The sequence below is a fragment of the Wolbachia endosymbiont (group B) of Xanthorhoe designata genome, assembly GCF_964028585.1.
GTDB lineage: Bacteria > Pseudomonadota > Alphaproteobacteria > Rickettsiales > Anaplasmataceae > Wolbachia.
On record NZ_OZ034794.1, the window covers coordinates 708908 to 725939 of the forward strand.

Below are 17032 nucleotides of genomic sequence, written 5' to 3' on the forward strand. Positions count from 1 at the left end.
CTAAACTAATGCGCTATATAGTGCATTATGTATTTTAATATTCTAAATTTTTTATTAATTTAAGGAGTGATAAAAATGGCTAACATAGTAGTATCAGGCGAACAGTTGCAAGGAGCCTTTCGTGAAGTTGCAGCAATGGTTGACTCAACGGTGGGAGCAACTGCAGGGCCTAGGGGAAATACAATAGGAATTAGCAAGCCATATGGTGGACCAGAGGTCACAAAGGATGGCTATAAGGTAATGAAAGGTATAAAGCCTGAAAAACCATTACACTCTGCGATAGTAAGCACCATTGCTCAAAGTGCTTCTCAGTGTAATGACAAAGTTGGTGATGGTACCACAACATGCTCAATACTGACTAGCAATATGATAATGGAAGCTTCAAAGTCAATTGCAGCTGGAAATGATCGTATTTGTATCAAAAATGGAATACAGAAGGCAAAAGATGTGATATTAAAGGAAATTACATCAATGTCTCGCACAATTTCTTTAGAGAAAATGGATGAAGTTGCACAAGTTGCAATAATTTCTGCAAATGGTGATAAAGATATTGGTAATAGCATTGCTGACGCTGTTAAAAAGGTTGGAAAAGAAGGCGTCATCACTGTTGAAGAGAGTAAGGGTTCAAAAGAATTAGAAGTTGAACTTACAACTGGTATGCAGTTTGACCGTGGTTATCTCTCTCCATACTTTGTTACAAATAATGAAAAGATGAGCGTGGAGCTTGATGATCCATATTTGCTGATTACAGAAAAAAAACTTAATATTATTCAACCTTTACTTCCTATTCTTGAGGCTATTTTTAAGTCTGGTAAACCTTTGTTTATCATTGCAGAAGATGTTGAAGGTGAAGCATTAAGCACTTTAGTGATCAACAAGTTACGTGGTCTAAAAGTTGCTGCAGTAAAAGCTCCAGGTTTTGGTGATAGGAGAAAGGAGATGCTCGAAGATATAGCAGCTTTAACAGGTGCTAAGTATGTCATAAAAGATGAGCTTGGAATCAAGATGGAAGATTTGACTCTTGAAGATCTTGGTACTGCTAAAAATGTTAAAATCACTAAAGACAATACCACAATTGTTAGTGAAGACAATAACTATGACAAACAAAACAGAGTAAATGCTAGAATCAGCCAAATTAAATCTCAGATTGAAACTTCAACCTCTGATTATGATAAAGAAAAGCTGAGAGAGCGTTTAGCGAAATTATCAGGCGGCGTTGCTGTGCTAAAAGTTGGTGGAGCAACCGAAGTAGAAGTAAAAGAACGCAGAGATAGAGTTGAAGATGCACTTCATGCAACAAGAGCTGCAATTGAAGAAGGGATAGTTCCAGGTGGAGGAGTTGCACTTCTTTACGCCGCATCTGCTCTTGATAAGCTAAAAGCTTCAAGCGATGAAGAGCAAATAGGTATCAACATTGTCAAAAAAGTTCTCAGTGCTCCAATCAAAAGATTGGTTAAAAATGCTGGTCTTGAATCTGCTGTTATAATTGACTATTTGATTAAGCAGAATGATAAAGAGCTTATATACAACGTTGAGGCTATGAACTATGCTAATGCATCAACAGCTGGTGTAATTGATCCGGCAAAAGTAGTTCGTATTGCTTTCGAAACGGCAGTGTCTGTAGCAAGCGCACTTATTACTACTGAATCTATGATAATTGATCTACCAAACAAAGAAGAAAATGCTTCATCACCTATGGGTGCAGGAGCAATGGGCGGAATGGGTGGATTCTAAGTAAACAAGAGCCTTGGAGCAAGTTGCTCCAAGGTATCTTTCTAGTTCTAAAAAGTCTTACATTTATAAAGGAAATAAATTTGTGATTTTCTATGCAAAGCCACTACTATTTATATTTGTTACGTCTCTTTAATATTATAACTGCTTAAAAATAAAAAAATAATATATGAAAGTTATAATTGCTAGTATATTTGTATTAGCATAATATTATATTAACAAATGATTTATATAATATTTTTATTATAATAGATAGAACTTAAATTATTTTCTTCATAAATAGAGTATTTATGAAAATACGTATATACTCAATCCTACTTTTACTTTTTTCTTGCACTCAATTGTGCGCTGAAGAAGAAGTTGCAAAATTTGATCTGCTCATTGGTAAGGTAAATAAAGCAAATCTTACCATTGAAGGCGCAATAAAGGTTACAATAAACCAGGTTGGCATATATATTACAAAGACCCTGGAGATTTCGGCCTTCCTACTTCTTTTGACTGTCAGGGTAACATATCAAATATAGATATTCATTGGCCTACTCCCAAGGAACATGAAGATAAAGTTGGGGAAGTTACATTTGTTAGTAACATATATGAAGATATGGTGTTATTTTCCCTTAAAACTAATATCATTCCAAATAAAGAATTTGTTGATATTAACTTTCATATAAAGTACGCAATATGTAAAGATAGGTGTATCCCTAAAAATGCCGAGATAAAAACCAGTCGACCACTAAAGGATTTTATAGATCCCGATATCAATAAACTCATAAATGAGTGGTATGAAAAATAGGGTTCTCATGGGGTAGGTGTCATTCCAGTCTGGAATCTCATTTACTTTTTTGTTCACTATGTGAGGAACTTGGGCCTACAAGTATAATGGTTTCGCATAAAAAATTTAGATCCCAGTGTCACGCACTGGGATGACAAGAAAGGAGCGCTAGGATGACGGAAACGAAGTCATACATAGAAAATAGGTTAGGTATTTTCAACTTTTGCTATATACTCGAGTAAAAATCTCTCTTTTACAGATGGATACAGTAAAGTTTGTTTTATTACTGCCAACAATACTACTCATACTAGTTGCTGGTGTTTACCTATCGGTTAAACTAAAATGGTTACAGGTGTTTAGACTACCGTATGCCGTTTCACTTATTGGAGCTAAAAGAGGAGAAAATAAATTTTCTTCTATAGCCGCCCTGTTTACAATCTTAGGAGGAAATTTAGGAGTAGGAAACGTTTCAGGCACTGCTGTTGCTCTAAAAACCGGAGGACCGGGCTCTATTTTATGGATGGCAATAATTATTGTTATCATTTCTGTAATAAAATATGTTACTTGTTTCCTAAGTATAAAAGCTAGAAAAGAAAAAAATGGAAGGTTTATAGGTGGGCCTGTAGCCTACATGACTGATGCATTTAACTCTAGAAAAGCTACAATTGTGTTTCTAGCGATTATGATCATGGCTTCAATAACAGTTGGTAACCTTGTTCAGGTAAACTCTCTATCAATACCACTCAGCATGGTAGATATACCTGTAGTCATCGGCGGCATTGTAATGGCCATAATATTTTTTGTTGTTGCAGCTCTTAGCTTAAAAAAAATTAAAATTTTTATATCGGCTATGATACCGATAATGACGGTAAGTTACCTTACACTTTGTGGTATCATATTATTTAAGTTTAGCGAAAATATTCTTCCTTCTCTAAAACTAATAACAAGCAGTTTTTTTACAACTAGTAGCTTTACATCTGGTTTATCTTTAGGTTTTATTTTAGAAATGTTGACTATTATTCAAGTAGGAACTTTGCGAGGTATTTTTGCAACAGATATAGGGCTTGGTCTTGAAGGGATTGTGCACTCTTCAATTGTTCCTAAGAAAAACAACAATAAATTTATCATTGAACAGAGCCTCATTACAATAATATCTCCTTTTATAGTTGCACTTATAGTGTTCATTACAACAATGGTACTGCTTGTCACGGATTCTTGGATTACTGATTTAGAGAGCACTAACATGTGCATTTTTGCTTTTAGAAAAGCTATGAATTGGCCCTATACTGACTATTTAATTATGGCTATAATGTTTTGTTTTGCCTTTACTACTATCTTTACTTGGTTTTTTTGTTCAAAACAAACAATACGCTATGTATCTATGGATAATAAATACACTAAAATCTGGACTGTAGTTTTTACCTTAATCATTCCACTTGGTGCAATCGGCGGAGTTAAGTTACTCTGGGATATCGCTGATATTTCAATTGCTGCTTTGCTGCTCATAAACATACTTGCTATACTCAAGCTCACTTCTCAAGACCCAGAAGTATTTACTATGAGTAGCAAATACTTGAAGTTGCAAAAACAGAGCTAAAGCAATATTTTAAGTTGTCATCCCAGTCTGTAATCCAGCCTTTCATGAACTTCATCAAAAATGTTATGTTTTAACATAATACTTTTATGCTCACTAACTGAGTGCCACTGGATCCCAGTGTCAGCTACTCAAATGACATACTTTTTGGTGAAAATTACTCTTATATTACAACGTTTGTAGTTATGAATTTGACTATAGGATCAAGTCTAGAAAAATCTAGATTCCAGACTGGGATGACAACTTAAATTGCTTGATGTGAACATAAAATAGCTCATGTCATCACGTTATCAATACAACTTCTTTAATAAAAACTAAATCAATTCCCGTAATAATTGTACTAGCTAAGGCTAAAAGGCAGAGGGTTATTAGTGAGGGAAAATATGAATACTCAAAGCACACAACAATATCATGAATTCATTCGAGGATTTTTTACTTTATTCGATGAAATAAAAAAGGAAGACGACCCAATTTATAATTCCAGAGTCGGTTTTAATGCAGTAAAGTTTCTAATAAAGCACCCCATCTGGAATTTGGAGACAGATGAAGACAAAAATAAAGCTTATGAAGTTATTCTTCCAGAGCAGAACAAGATAAAGAAAGCTGAACAAAAGCTTGAAAGTGAAGTTAAAGCAAGGTTAAAAGAGTATGTTGATGATATCGTAGGAGTTTCAATATATGGCGATCACGCAAGTATTACACTGGTAGATGACAAAAAAGAGTTTAAAATCAGCGAGTTTTTAAATAGTGACTTTTGTCAGAAGAAAGGAATTTCGGGATTTTCAACGCTGCATAGTGATGGAAAGAGCGGAATGCACGGTTTTGTTGCCGAAGAAGGAGAAAAAAGAATAAGGCATTATGTTGTAACCGATGGTTCATATGAAATGACTTTGAATTGGTATGACAAAAATGGAAAAAAATGTACTATCAAAATCAAGATTGATAAAGATGGTGTAGATCTCACTGAACGTAATGGTGTTACTGAGGAACAATTAAAAGCAAATACAGATGTAAAAATAGGTGGCTTATTCCTATATCAAATACAATTCAAGGAGAAAGGACAAGAACAAGAGAATCAACAATCATCTGAAACTTTCATAGAAAGTGATATTAGTAAAGGTATTGGCGTTCAAGCTACTCAAGATCAAGAAGTTGAGTTTAAGCATGCAACGACTAGCACTACAAATTCTAATAACGCATCTGCTAAAAAGATTCCACCATCACTGCCACCTAGAGCTAGTTCATTACCTAATAATCAGAAAAAAGATGAGTATCAGCCAATACGGATTAATAGTAGAAATAACTACAATTCTCCATATTCTGATGCTTCTTCAAGCAGTACTATTTTCACCAAGTCTGTAATCTACAATCAAGATAATACACAAGAGGATGAACGGTATGACAATCCTACATTTGCTACATTTGGACATGCTGTACCTGGAAGCCGAAAATCAGATGAAAGTGAGCAAATATCTAATAATCGACAAAAAGGTACAATTTTTGATCCTACAGCTACTGAAAGCGCTGCAACAGCACAAGACGTTGCATTCAAAAAAGTTAAAGAATCACGCAATACTGGAAATAAGCAACCACTAAATGATGTAGCTTCGATTCTTGCATGGAAAGCAAAAAATGAGTTATTACGTAGTGAAAGTGAGTATGATGAAGAATTTTCTGACTTCGAAGATGGTTGGATCGATAACGAAGATGAGTATATAACGCTTTCAAATCCTCAATCAGATTATAAACAAGAAAAAGATTATCTTAGCACTAAGGAAAACGAAGAAAGAGGAAACGATAAACAAAAAGAAACCGAACAAGAAAATGAATCTCTAGAATATAACTCAACAGACATAAAAACAAACGATTCGGGCTATTCATCTCCAACTCACTCTAATCATGAAAAATCTCGAGTAAATTCTGGACAGTTAAAAGCGAGCCTAATGAATGTTGAACAAAGAGATGATACCCTACTTACGGAATTTACCAGCAAGTTGGGTAAAGAAACTCAGAAATTCCTGCTAAAACCAGTAAATCAAAAGAAAATGAGTGGGCAAACAAAAGAACATTTATTAGCAGCTGGATTGCTAAAAGACAATGCAGCGGAGAAAGAAATAAACGACTCAGGTTACTCATCTCCAACTTACACTAGCCACGATAATTTTCAGATAAATCCTGAACAATTAGAGAGGAAATTAGAAACCATTGAACCAAAAGATACATTGGAAAAATTGAATAAAGGATTGAGAGAACCTTCACACCAGGCTACTAAAGATTTATTCTCAGAAAGTATGTTGAAAGAAATAAAAGAAGGTAAAAAATATGACCCTGTACGTAAGTTATTAGAAAGAAAAGTGGCAGAACAAGAAAATGATAATACTAATCTGACTATAGACAAAAATAGTGAACTATATAAATTGCTAGAAAAAGATGCAGTACAACTGAAAGCTGGAATAGTAGAAGGGGAAAGAAAAGATACTTTAACAGAACGCAATGATAATCCTGATCGCAATAGAATTGCATTAGCAAACAAGAATAAAAAATTACTTTGGATTAAACGTATTGCTGAGCAACAGGAAAAAGATGATGGTATTTCAATATAGGCAAAAATAATTACTTAGCAAGCAATGGGTTTCATGTAATGGTAACCCTATTACAGAAGAGTATGAGCCACGTAAAAATAATACAAACATTCCTGCAAGACCTTGTATGTTGCACCCCCCTGCCCTGTTTTTCCACTCTTCTGATGCTAAATAATATTTAATTTCTTGTTCGCTGAGACGCTTAAATTTCACTATTGTAACTACAGTCCTAATATGCTGTTTAGATTGATCGGGAGTTAATAAACACACACTGGTGTATACTCTATGCCTTCTTCCTGATAACAAGCGAACGCATTTTTCTGCTTGCTCAACGTTTTCAGCTTTGAGCAGTATCCTTCTACCACAAGCAACAACTGTATCAACACCAAGCACAAAGTAATTTGGATTTGCACTTTGTATTTTCTCGGCTTTACTTTTTGCCATGCGGATTGAGTAATCTTTTGGCAGCTCTTTCTTCAAAGGTGATTCATCTGTATCTGCTGGCAAAACCAAACCTGGCTTAATATTTATTTGTTTTAGTAAGGCTACTCGCCTTTCTGATGATGAAGCAAGAATAAGATTATCTAGAGATTGTTCTATCACTTGAGCCTTTTTATTATCCTACCCTTTCTTGCATTCCTATCATAAATACTCATCTCAACTAACACTCTATCGCCTATAATGATACGTATTTTACTTCTTCTCACTCTTCCTGATACATGACAGATAATCTCATGTTCATTGTCCAGCTTCACTCTAAATTCTGCTGCAGGTAGTAAAGCAGTTACTGCCCCTTCCACTTCAAAAATTGTTTTTGATTTGCCTTCTTTTATCATTGTCGTATTATAATTTAATAATCTTTTTCAGTCTACTATAGATTTTAAATTATTATCAATACAAGAGATTTTTATACTCTACTTGAGTATTGCTCTTGCAACTTAACTCCAATCATCTCCTTAACAATGCAAGAGGAAAGCGAGCTACCTACGCTTCTACTCTCTGCTACCTTCTCAATAGAACTTATGTTAGAAGATGAATCATTATCACAATTTTCCTCATCGCTATCAAGTCCACTATCAAAACTTGAAGATCTGGATAACTCTGTCTTCTTTTGTGAGGCACTATCAGGCTCACTAAAAACGTTTCCTGCTAGAGTATAAAATTGATGATTGAAGCTTCTTTGTTCAATAGAACTCATGTTAGAAGATAAACCATTATCACTACCATATCCGCCATCAGAGCTTGAAGATCTGAGTAACGTCATCTTTTCTTCCAGTGGAACACAAGACTCATTATTAGTCTCATTAAAAATATTTCTTGTTGGAGTATAAAATTGATTATTTAGGCTTCTTTGTTCATCAGCATGAATTTTTTCTTCCAGTCCATCAGCTATTTCTACAACTTTATCATCCCATTCATTCTCACACTCTAGCTTGCTTCTTAACTCTTCAACTTCCCATGCTAGTTTGCATATCCCTTGTTCATAAGATTCCAGTTGTGCTTTATGCTCATCTTTCAACTCTTGCACTTGAAGTTTTAAATTGCTTATATAATGCTCCTTTTCCTTCATTATGTGTGCTGCTTCTTTTAATTTGTCTTCTAACTCCTTCTTTTCTGTATTAACATCTTTTAGCTTACCCTCTAGCTTTCCTTTTGCTTCACATACATTTTTAAGTTCTTGTGCTTTCTCTTGTAACTCTGCTAACACACTTGCTAACTTTTCATCTTTTTGTGCCAGTTCAGTTTGCAATTCTGTGTTTTTTCGCTCTTCTTTTCCAAAACTGTTTTGTAAATCAGTTATTTGTTGTGAAGCAACTTCTGGTTTTTCAGTGTGCTGTAAATTGACTTCCAATGCATTGCTATTAATAGAAGGAGAAGAAGGAAGGCTATTATCAGCATCAACTTTATGATCTAACTTCCCCTCTGGTTCCTTACCTTGATAAGCCACCATAGATTCATTGTAAAAATTAATAGGAGTAGCCCTATCCTCTTCTAGTGATTCCATTACAGCATCATATAAGGAGAGACCTTGAATATATAATTCATCGTTTTGCTTTATTAATTCTAGAATTTCCTTCGATGACACAAAATCTTCACCATCAAATTTTAGTACTTCAGTTATGCCATCACTACTCACATTCATAATCATGGTACACATTCCGGATCCATGCTTTACAGGCCAAGTGCTTGTCATTTCATAACATGCACCTTCTTTAAATTCATAATATCTTTTCTTATCTTTTTGATGAGCGTGTATTTCATGTTTTTTATTGCAATAGATATTCAGTTCTTTAATATCTTTCTCTTGCTGTAAAACTTCACTAATCTTTGTTGGCTCACTCTTATCGTAATTAATAAGGTTAATATTCAAAACTCTATGATCGTTACCAGTTTCTGTGTAATAAGCTTGAAGCTCTACGTCTTTCTTCTCAAAATATTTACTTGCAGCTTTTTTCCCTGCTCTGCCAATTCTATGCATTTATTTATATCTTTCTCAAAGCTCTTATTAGCAGACTCTGTTACTGCTTTATCTATGTACGTTTGTTTGAAATCTCTATCGTTTATTAGGTTATAAAAACTCCACTCATCCCCAAAAGCCCTCTGCACATAAGTGAAATTCTTTTTTTCCTTTAGTTTTCTTAAGAACCATACCTTTTCTTTAAGATTTTTCAGTTGAAAGCTTATCCTTGCCTTTACACTAGAGTTTTCTGCGGGAATACTAATTTCTTCTAATTCTTTAAATAATTTATTATCTTTTATAATTGAGTAGCAAAACTTCACAATAGCAGAATTTGCAAACGAAGGATCTTTTTTTATACCTTCATCAAGAATTTCTTTAAAATGTGCAAATTGAGGTAGAACATAAAAATTTATTATTTCTTTTTCTGATCTCGTTTTATTAGCATGAGAGATATTATCTAATTGTGAATATAACTCTTTGAATGTATGGTAGATAAGTGTAGAGTAATAAACTTCCCTATTCAGTGAAGTTGGTCCTATACAAAAATGCTTTTCAAATTGATCACCTATTTTTCCTGCATCTACTGCTTTATCTCCCTTAGTCAAACCTGCAATCATAATACGCCTCCTTTAACTATGTTTATATTATAACAATCAACATGTATTTAAGAAAAATCACACTGCTCACTGTGCGTTTACACTGCTACTTTGCATAATAGATTGCTTGAAGTCACACAAGTATCGTTTTTTATTAGATAAAAGTTAACAAGGCGTTTTCATAGATTTTTAAGCTTAATAACATCCTCTCTATTGGGACTAGTTGAAATTAGATGAATTGATACGCCTATTAATTCTTCTATTTTTCTCACATATTTCATCAAATTTGCAGGTAATTCCTTAACTGACCTTTTGCCTTGAGTTTTCTCTTTCCAACCAGGAAATTCTTCATATATTGGCTCTAATTCTTTTTGTATTGAATGTGATGCGGGTAAATAATCATACATTTTTCCGCCATACTTATAACCAGTGCCTATTTTAATAGTATCAAAAGAATCAAGAATATCTAATTTGGTTAATACAATGCTTGAAACTCCAGAGAGTTGTACGGCCTGGCGCACTAAAACTGCGTCAAACCATCCGCAGCGCCTTCTTCTATTGCTTACTGTTCCAAGTTCCTTACCTATAGAAAATAAGCTGTCTCCAATCTCGTTATTTTGTTCAGTAGGAAATGGACCATTACCCACTCTTGTGGTATACGCTTTTGCTACACCAGTAATGTGCGCATTGTAGGATAATCCTGAGCCTGTTATCGCTTGAGATGCTACGGTATTACTTGAAGTAACAAAAGGGTAAGTTCCGTGGTCGATATCTAAAAATGCGCCTTGAGCGCCTTCAAATATTATTTTCTTACCTTCTTTCATAAAATCATTTAGTATCTTCCACACAGGTTTTTTGTATAAAAGAATTTTTTCTGAAATCTCTTGAATTTCCTTTAATATTTCTTCTTTTTTAACTACCTGGTAGTTAAGTCCTTTTCTGATAGCATTATGGTAATTTAGGAGAGCATCCACTCTTTGATTGAGCTCATCTGCGTTTTCTAAGTCACAAAGGCGTATAGCTCTCCTGCCAACTTTATCTTCATAACATGGCCCTATCCCTTTGTTTGTTGTACCAATTTTGTGATTTCCGTTTAAATCTTCAAATAGCTTTTCCTTGTCCTTATGTACGCTAAGTATTAATGGACAGCTCTCGGATACCATCAAGTTGTTATAGTTTATGTCCATTCCTTTAACTTTCAATGACTCTATTTCTGAGACTAGAGCATGCGAATCAAGAGCAACACCGTTTCCTATAATAGATATTTTGCCTGTTCTCAAAACAGCAGAGGGCAGTAAATTTAATTTATAAACCTCATCATTTATTACTATAGTGTGCCCTGCATTATTTCCTCCCTGAAATCTCACAACTACATCTGCATTCTCAGAAAGATAATCTACTATTTTACCCTTGCCTTCGTCACCCCATTGCAGACCAACAATTACAATATTATTCATCACTATTTTCTAGATTAATACGTAAATATTAATGCAGCATGCTACAAATGAAAAGAGAAATCTACGCCTTCCCTATATTCTTAAAATAAAGAGAACTATATTATCGATTTTCTTAATATATTATCAGATTATTCATCATTATATAATATAATTTACAATATTTTTACAGTGAGGTGTTAATTATGAAAGAGGCAAAGGGAAATAATAAGAGTCCAGCAGTTAGATTAAAGACCACAGCTAAAGAGTTCGATTTTAATAAATTAAGAGCAGATCAAGCTAATAAATTAGCAAATTCTGGTGAAACAATGTTCTTAGATTTTCAAAGGATGAATTTTATTATTAACGAAAAAGAAATAGATAAAAATTTTATTATTGCACTTAAGGAAGGAGCTAAAGATTATAAAAATGAGATTTTTAACCGTGATAATTTTGATAATCTCTCTGAAGAAGGTAAAGCTTTTATGGAACCAGTACTTAGGGAGCTTGATCAAGATAGACTATCTGAAGTTTGGGAAAATCATTGTAATAGCCCTACAGTTGCTGATGAGAAAAAAATTGATGAATATAGAAAGGAATTTGAGAGATTTTATAACGCAGGGAGAAGCTCTTATCATCTATTCTCCAAAAAAGATTACCGTGCATTAGCAAAGGAAATTTTCAAAGAAATGTTTAGATACGCTGAAGCAAAGGTTCCAAGTGATGCTATTTTAGAAGAGTTAGTCACCAGTTGTAATCAAGCAGGGTATGGGGCTGGTATATTTAATGAATCTCATGCCGCACTCAGTAGTTGTAATTTAACTCCACACAGTCCTAAAAAAGCGCTAAACATTTACTGCACCGACCACAACCGCATAAAAGTGACGTCTGATATGGCAATGCCTATAACCACGATTGACAATCCGGAAGAGAAAATGTGTGACCTATCCAGCTCATTAGAATTCACGCTTGAATCTCAAGATAGCAAAAATGGTATAATATATAAAGAAGGTAAGTTATCACTTACTATTCCTGAAGGGCTAAAAAACTATAAAGATAATGGCAAGAGCTTGTTTGACATTATTAAAGAATATTTTCAGAAATTCTGTGCAGAACTAGGATTTAAATATGAGACAAAAATACAAATAGAGCATGACTTAGGTACTCAAATCAAAGTAAATAACTATTTAGATGGTACGATATCAACCATAGGATCAGATGCAAATGAAGAATTTATTAATCTTTTAAGCAAAAACCTCAGAGAGAAGTTATTGGAATCAGGAGTTGCTCTAGGAGGTGAAGATGTTGATGATATTATTGAAGTCAGAGTATCTGCAGTTATGGATCTACTGCGTGATTATACTAAATTGGAAGATAATAAAGAAAACAGAGAGTTATTAATAAGTGAAGTAGCAGATAATTTAGGGCTTTCCACTCAAGATAAAACAGCATCAGAAGTATTGATGGAATTAAACTCTTTACCTTCTTCGATAAAAGGTCAGGTTAATCATAATCAAGTGCAGTTTGTTGTAAATATTTTTACCAATTTAATTGTTGAAGGAAAAAGCGAAGTATACAAAGAAAAAAATGCAATTAATGCAATTGATGCAATTCATCAGAAGATAGATAAGGCGATTGTTGAGCAAGAAAAAAGAGCAACCAACAAACAAGATATAGAAAATGATAAATGGACAGACAAAATAAAAAAACAGAGATTATCTATGGAATCACATGGGCATTTGCATTAAAGATACTGTGTACAGAGGCGTATTATGCTCAATTTTGCCTTTCATTTAAAGCACTCAAATTGGTTCTGTCGCATTTGTAGGGAAGTAGAAAGAAGAATGATATAATTGTCTAAAAATAAAGCAAAGATGTTTCGTATCAATCAAAAATTATTGCCATATTTCAAAGGATTTAGCTTTTCAGCGATGTTATCTGTATACATGAAATGTCGATTCTCTTTGAGCTATCGAGATTTGGAAGAAATTATGAGTATAAGGGGAGCAAAAATTGACCATGCTACGTTACAAAGTGGTTTATCACCACTGATAGATTAGGCAGTAAGGAAAAGAAAGAAGCAGGTTGGTAGTAATTGGAGAGACCTACATTAAATTAAACGGTAAATGGGTTTATTTATATAGAGCACTATTGGTAATACTGTAGACTTCCTCTTGTGTGTTAGTAGAGACAAGTCTGCAGCACTTGCATTCTTTCGTAAAGCCTTCAGGAGTAACTATCTTCCTGAGAAAATTGTCATTGATAAAAGCGGCAGTATTACTGCCGCTCTTGATGATTTGAATGCAGAAATTTCTGAAGATTACAGTTCTTCAAATAAAATATCTAAATAATATTGTTGATAGGTTTATCAAGAAGCGAATAAAGCCTATGCTTAGTTTTAAAAATTTTCATTCCGCAAAGATTACTATTACAGGTATAGAAAATATTCGCATGATTCAGAAAAAACAAATTATCGGAGCTAATGACAATGTTTCTACTTTTGAGAATTTTGCTATGTTAATGGCTCTATAACTCCTATAATCTCAGCTTTAATGATCTTCTTTTCTATGGTTTATAGATGCGACAGAACCTCCAGGATTTTTCTCCCAATTTTGGGACTATGCATTGCTTGAAAAACTCAACACCATACCAACGCTAAAGAAAATCATAAGAGGATGGTTAGGAGCGGGTATTATGGAAGATGGAAAGCTTCAATCCACAAAACGTGGTACAATTAAAGGAGGGACGATCTCACCGTTGCTAGCTTGTGTTGCATTACACGGATTAGAGCAACATGTCAAAAAAGCTTTAACAAACGAACTCTTTCAGTGCATGAAAAGAAAATATGGTAAGATACCGCATAAAAACGCGTAAAAGTCTATTAGTGTAATTTTCTACTGTGATGATTGTGCGCCGTAGAAACACGGGAAGTGTTGAAGCTGTGCAATAGATGAGGGAGGGTCCCTCGGAGCCGGTTTGCAAGAGCAGGCTTCAAACAACCATAAGCTGCTTTGGTAAAGAGCTAAGGTAGTGAGCGTTATGGAAAAGGCATAATTATATGTCATGTAAGGAATAGAGAGATGAACGAAAATGAACCACTGATGAAGTGTCGAAACCTTTTAAATGACGTCAAAACCAGGGGGTCGTTTGTAACCTGGGATAAATCTATCGGGAGCTTGTTTACTGGATAGATGGCGTCCGGCATAAAGGTGGCATGAATCTATTTCAGGCTATTGTGTGGAACTACGGGAACCTGTCGTTTCGATGATAAGGGAGAAATCCAAGGAGCTAAACTCTAAGGATGAGAGTACCGATGCGAAAAACAGGGGCGGATCAGCTCGTAGTAGTGAAGAAGTTTCTGTAATGGAAATGGAGCGAAGGAGCTGAGTTATTCAGTTTTAATTATGTATCAACCGAAAGGGAGGAGTTAATGAATAAAACAAAGTCTTTTGATATACCAAAGCAACTTATTTGTAGGGCTTATAAACAAGTATCGAAAAATAAAGGTGCTGCAGGTGTAGATGAGGTCTCGATAACAAAGTTTGAGGAGAATCTAAAAGATAATTTGTACAAACTATGGAATCGGATGTCATCCGGAAGTTATTTTCCCGAGCCAGTAAAAGCTGTTACAATACCGAAAGATACGGGAGGACAAAGAACTCTATATGTTGTCCGACAGGATAGCACAAACAGCCGCTACTATGTATCTTGAACCGTTAGTAGAGCCGAAATTTCACGAGGATTCATATGGTTATAGACCAAATAAGTCTGCATTGGATGCGGTATATACAGCACGGAAGAGATGTTGGAAAAATGATTGGGCAGTAGATCTTGATATATCTGGATTTTTCGACAATCTGGACCACGATTTAGCACTGCAGGCTATCAAGAAACACACTGACTGCAAATGGATCATACTGTATGTTGAGAGGTGGATGAAAGCCCCCATTCAGCAAGCAGATGGCAGTAAGGTAGTTAGGGATAAAGGAGTTCCGCAAGGAGGTTCAGTTAGCCCAATCATCTCTAATATATTCATGCATCATGTGTTTGATATATGGATGAAAAAGAACTACCCGACAGTACCATTTGAGAGGTATGTGGATGATGCGATAGTGCACTGCAGAACTAAGAGACAGGCAGAATTTATGAAAGTAATGATCGAAGAAAGATTGGCTAAGTGTAAATTGAGGTTACATCCTGAAAAGACACAGATAGTGTACTGTAAGGATGGTGATAGGAGAGATGAGTTTCCTACACAAAACTTTGATTTCTTGGGCTATACCTTTAGAGCTAGAGGAGCAAAGAATAAGAAGAGGGACTGTTATGTTTCTTTTCTACCTGCAATCAGCAACAAAGCCAAGAAGAAGATCAAGAAAACCATAAAGTCATGGAGAATACATCGGATTACGTGGACCACATTAGAGGAAATATCGAAGAAAATAGATCCAATAGTCAGAGGCTGGTTTCAGTACTATGGCAGGTTTTATAAATCGGAGATTTATACATCTCTCAGAAATATAGAGAGATACCTCATAAGATGGGTCAGAACCAAATATAAGAAACTTCGAGATCATGGAAGACTAGCAAAGCAATTTCTAGGAAAAGTGAGAAAGAGGTCTCCAAATATTTTCTATCATTGGACACTTGGGTTAGGATCAAAGGACTAAATAATGGGAGCTATATAAACCGAGAGGGTGCGCCGTGGTACGCATTAAGAAATACTTAGCGGAGCTAAGCGGGGTTCAGAATAAATGGCCTCGAGGTGAACAACTAACTTTAACCCGAAAGGGAAGGAGGACAAGAGCATGTATGTAAAGCGAGAGTTATCTGAAGATGTGTAAGGTAACGGCTTGCAACACCTGATCAATATGGTTAAAGCTAAACTGCTTGAATTCTAATCTTCAGGGGTGGGATTTCACATCCATGGGTATCACATTTAAAACCCCATGTCTACAGTAAGCACAAATTAAACTTTCGTTTGTGTGACATTCTGGCTGTAGAACGATAAGTAGTGAGCTTATTTAAGAGGATGAATAGAAAACCTAAGTTGATCTAGAACAGTTCTTAGAGCCTGTTCATAATCTTTTCAGAAGCAAAGCAGCGAAAGCAAGAACGACCATTTGCAGGCTAGTGTTGAGTTTCCGCTCGCAATTTTTCCACAATCGCCTACATTTTTGCAACCAAGCAAAAGATCTCTCAACAACCCATCTTTTCGGCAATACGACAAAGGTGTGTAATTCGCTTCACCTCAACAGTTGCACCAATAGTTACTTTCATCTGTGTTGCAAAATTTTCTCCTGTGTAGCCAGCATCAACTAGTATATTTTTAACTTCAGATAGGTTTTCTTTAGCATTTTTAACCATTCTCACAGCGCTACTACGATCAGTTATTTCTGCCGTTGTTATATAAATTGCGTGGGGTAAACCTTGTGTATCTACCGCAATATGGCGTTTTATTCCTGAAACCTTTTTGCCTGCATCATAGCCTTTTTCTTCAGCAGTATCTGCATTTTTTACGCTTTGTGCATCAATTATGCAGAAGCTGGTTTTTTCTTTCCGACCATTGTTTTGTCGGACCACGCCAACTATTTTTTTTAATACCAGCTCCAGAACACTTTCTTTATTTGCATCTGCTTTTTCACTCCACTTCTTAAAATAGTCGTAACAATTCCGCCATTTTGGAAACTCTTTTGGTAACATTCTCCACTGGCAGCCACTTTTTAAGACGTATAACACTCCACAAAATACATGATATAAATCAAGTGTTCTTGGCTTTGTCCTCTTCCTGCAAGACTCCAGATCTGCTACAATAATCTCAAACTTTTCTCGACTTATATCACTTGGATATAAACTTCGCATATCC

General features: G+C 35.0%; 15 protein-coding genes and 2 pseudogenes. 11 read left to right on the top strand and 6 right to left on the bottom strand.

Annotated elements, in window-relative coordinates; all coding sequences use genetic code 11:
• Positions 1 to 75 precede the first annotated feature (75 nt).
• From groL to ABWU64_RS03405, 5 genes are all read left to right on the top strand, one after another.
• Positions 76 to 1734: a chaperonin GroEL gene (gene groL / locus ABWU64_RS03385; RefSeq protein WP_341816015.1), complete on the top strand. Its 1659-nt coding sequence runs from the start codon at positions 76 to 78 to the stop codon at positions 1732 to 1734.
• A 287-nt stretch (positions 1735 to 2021) separates the two neighbouring features.
• The gene (locus tag ABWU64_RS03390) at positions 2022 to 2255 is read left to right on the top strand and encodes a hypothetical protein (protein WP_353279248.1); all 234 of its coding nucleotides are present in this window, start codon (positions 2022 to 2024) and stop codon (positions 2253 to 2255) included.
• Positions 2183 to 2524 (top strand): protein-disulfide reductase DsbD domain-containing protein, encoded by a 342-nt coding sequence (locus tag ABWU64_RS03395; RefSeq protein ID WP_353279856.1) that lies wholly within the window; start codon positions 2183 to 2185, stop codon positions 2522 to 2524. Before ABWU64_RS03390 ends, ABWU64_RS03395 begins: the two co-directional genes overlap by 73 nt.
• Before the next feature lie 238 nt (positions 2525 to 2762).
• Positions 2763 to 4100 (top strand): alanine:cation symporter family protein, encoded by a 1338-nt coding sequence (locus ABWU64_RS03400; protein ID WP_353279250.1) that lies wholly within the window; start codon positions 2763 to 2765, stop codon positions 4098 to 4100.
• A gap of 380 nt (positions 4101 to 4480) precedes the next feature.
• Positions 4481 to 6700: a hypothetical protein gene (locus ABWU64_RS03405; protein ID WP_353279251.1), complete on the top strand. Its 2220-nt coding sequence runs from the start codon at positions 4481 to 4483 to the stop codon at positions 6698 to 6700.
• On the opposite strand, the gene ABWU64_RS03410 is transcribed toward ABWU64_RS03405, so the two are convergent.
• From ABWU64_RS03410 to ABWU64_RS03430, 5 genes are all read right to left on the bottom strand, one after another.
• Positions 6692 to 7282 (bottom strand): Maf family nucleotide pyrophosphatase, encoded by a 591-nt coding sequence (locus ABWU64_RS03410; RefSeq protein ID WP_015587704.1) that lies wholly within the window; start codon positions 7280 to 7282, stop codon positions 6692 to 6694. The two genes, ABWU64_RS03405 and ABWU64_RS03410, sit on opposite strands and share 9 nt — an antisense overlap.
• On the bottom strand, positions 7279 to 7515 hold the full coding sequence (gene infA, locus ABWU64_RS03415; protein ID WP_353279253.1) for a translation initiation factor IF-1: 237 nt from the start codon (positions 7513 to 7515) through the stop codon (positions 7279 to 7281). The genes ABWU64_RS03410 and infA overlap by 4 nt, the downstream gene beginning before the upstream one ends.
• 71 nt (positions 7516 to 7586) lie before the next feature.
• Positions 7587 to 9158: a hypothetical protein gene (locus tag ABWU64_RS03420; RefSeq protein WP_353279255.1), complete on the bottom strand. Its 1572-nt coding sequence runs from the start codon at positions 9156 to 9158 to the stop codon at positions 7587 to 7589.
• A complete protein-coding gene (locus tag ABWU64_RS03425; RefSeq protein ID WP_353279256.1) occupies positions 9095 to 9757 on the bottom strand; it encodes a hypothetical protein in 663 nt (220 codons plus the stop codon). Before ABWU64_RS03425 ends, ABWU64_RS03420 begins: the two co-directional genes overlap by 64 nt.
• 158 nt (positions 9758 to 9915) lie before the next feature.
• On the bottom strand, positions 9916 to 11193 hold the full coding sequence (locus tag ABWU64_RS03430) for an adenylosuccinate synthase (RefSeq protein ID WP_015587702.1): 1278 nt from the start codon (positions 11191 to 11193) through the stop codon (positions 9916 to 9918).
• 182 nt (positions 11194 to 11375) lie between these two features.
• On the opposite strand from ABWU64_RS03430, the gene ABWU64_RS03435 reads away from it, so the two are divergent.
• From ABWU64_RS03435 to ltrA, 6 genes and pseudogenes are all read left to right on the top strand, one after another.
• The gene (locus ABWU64_RS03435; RefSeq protein ID WP_353279258.1) at positions 11376 to 12917 is read left to right on the top strand and encodes a hypothetical protein; all 1542 of its coding nucleotides are present in this window, start codon (positions 11376 to 11378) and stop codon (positions 12915 to 12917) included.
• A gap of 126 nt (positions 12918 to 13043) precedes the next feature.
• Positions 13044 to 13701 (top strand): annotated as a pseudogene (locus tag ABWU64_RS03440) (IS6 family transposase).
• 162 nt (positions 13702 to 13863) lie between these two features.
• Complete coding sequence (locus tag ABWU64_RS03445; protein WP_051063868.1) at positions 13864 to 14043, top strand: hypothetical protein; 180 nt, start codon at positions 13864 to 13866, stop codon at positions 14041 to 14043.
• Positions 14044 to 14406: 363 nt separating this feature from the next.
• Positions 14407 to 14556, top strand: a complete 150-nt coding sequence (locus ABWU64_RS03450; protein ID WP_353279260.1) for a hypothetical protein — start codon at positions 14407 to 14409, stop codon at positions 14554 to 14556.
• Positions 14557 to 14599: 43 nt separating this feature from the next.
• Positions 14600 to 14881, top strand: a complete 282-nt coding sequence (locus ABWU64_RS03455; RefSeq protein WP_353274639.1) for a hypothetical protein — start codon at positions 14600 to 14602, stop codon at positions 14879 to 14881.
• Positions 14835 to 15836 (top strand): group II intron reverse transcriptase/maturase, encoded by a 1002-nt coding sequence (ltrA, locus tag ABWU64_RS03460; protein WP_353274637.1) that lies wholly within the window; start codon positions 14835 to 14837, stop codon positions 15834 to 15836. Before ABWU64_RS03455 ends, ltrA begins: the two co-directional genes overlap by 47 nt.
• Before the next feature lie 408 nt (positions 15837 to 16244).
• Here the strand turns inward: ltrA and ABWU64_RS03465 are convergent.
• A pseudogene (locus ABWU64_RS03465) lies at positions 16245 to 17028 on the bottom strand (IS5 family transposase).
• Between the last annotated feature and the right edge of the window lie 4 nt (positions 17029 to 17032).

Bases quoted from the DNA above. Each gene is read 5' to 3' on its own strand.
- ABWU64_RS03425 (WP_353279256.1), bottom strand. From the start codon at position 9,757: ATGATTGCAGGTTTGACTAAGGGAGATAAAGCAGTAGATGCAGGAAAA.
- ABWU64_RS03405 (WP_353279251.1), top strand. From the start codon at position 4,481: ATGAATACTCAAAGCACACAACAATATCATGAATTCATTCGAGGATTT.
- ABWU64_RS03435 (WP_353279258.1), top strand. From the start codon at position 11,376: ATGAAAGAGGCAAAGGGAAATAATAAGAGTCCAGCAGTTAGATTAAAG.
- ABWU64_RS03390 (WP_353279248.1), top strand. From the start codon at position 2,022: ATGAAAATACGTATATACTCAATCCTACTTTTACTTTTTTCTTGCACT.
- ABWU64_RS03455 (WP_353274639.1), top strand. From the start codon at position 14,600: ATGAATAAAACAAAGTCTTTTGATATACCAAAGCAACTTATTTGTAGG.
- ABWU64_RS03400 (WP_353279250.1), top strand. From the start codon at position 2,763: ATGGATACAGTAAAGTTTGTTTTATTACTGCCAACAATACTACTCATA.
- groL (WP_341816015.1), top strand. From the start codon at position 76: ATGGCTAACATAGTAGTATCAGGCGAACAGTTGCAAGGAGCCTTTCGT.
- ltrA (WP_353274637.1), top strand. From the start codon at position 14,835: ATGTTGTCCGACAGGATAGCACAAACAGCCGCTACTATGTATCTTGAA.
- ABWU64_RS03420 (WP_353279255.1), bottom strand. From the start codon at position 9,158: ATGCATAGAATTGGCAGAGCAGGGAAAAAAGCTGCAAGTAAATATTTT.
- ABWU64_RS03430 (WP_015587702.1), bottom strand. From the start codon at position 11,193: ATGAATAATATTGTAATTGTTGGTCTGCAATGGGGTGACGAAGGCAAG.
- ABWU64_RS03445 (WP_051063868.1), top strand. From the start codon at position 13,864: ATGGAAGATGGAAAGCTTCAATCCACAAAACGTGGTACAATTAAAGGA.
- infA (WP_353279253.1), bottom strand. From the start codon at position 7,515: ATGATAAAAGAAGGCAAATCAAAAACAATTTTTGAAGTGGAAGGGGCA.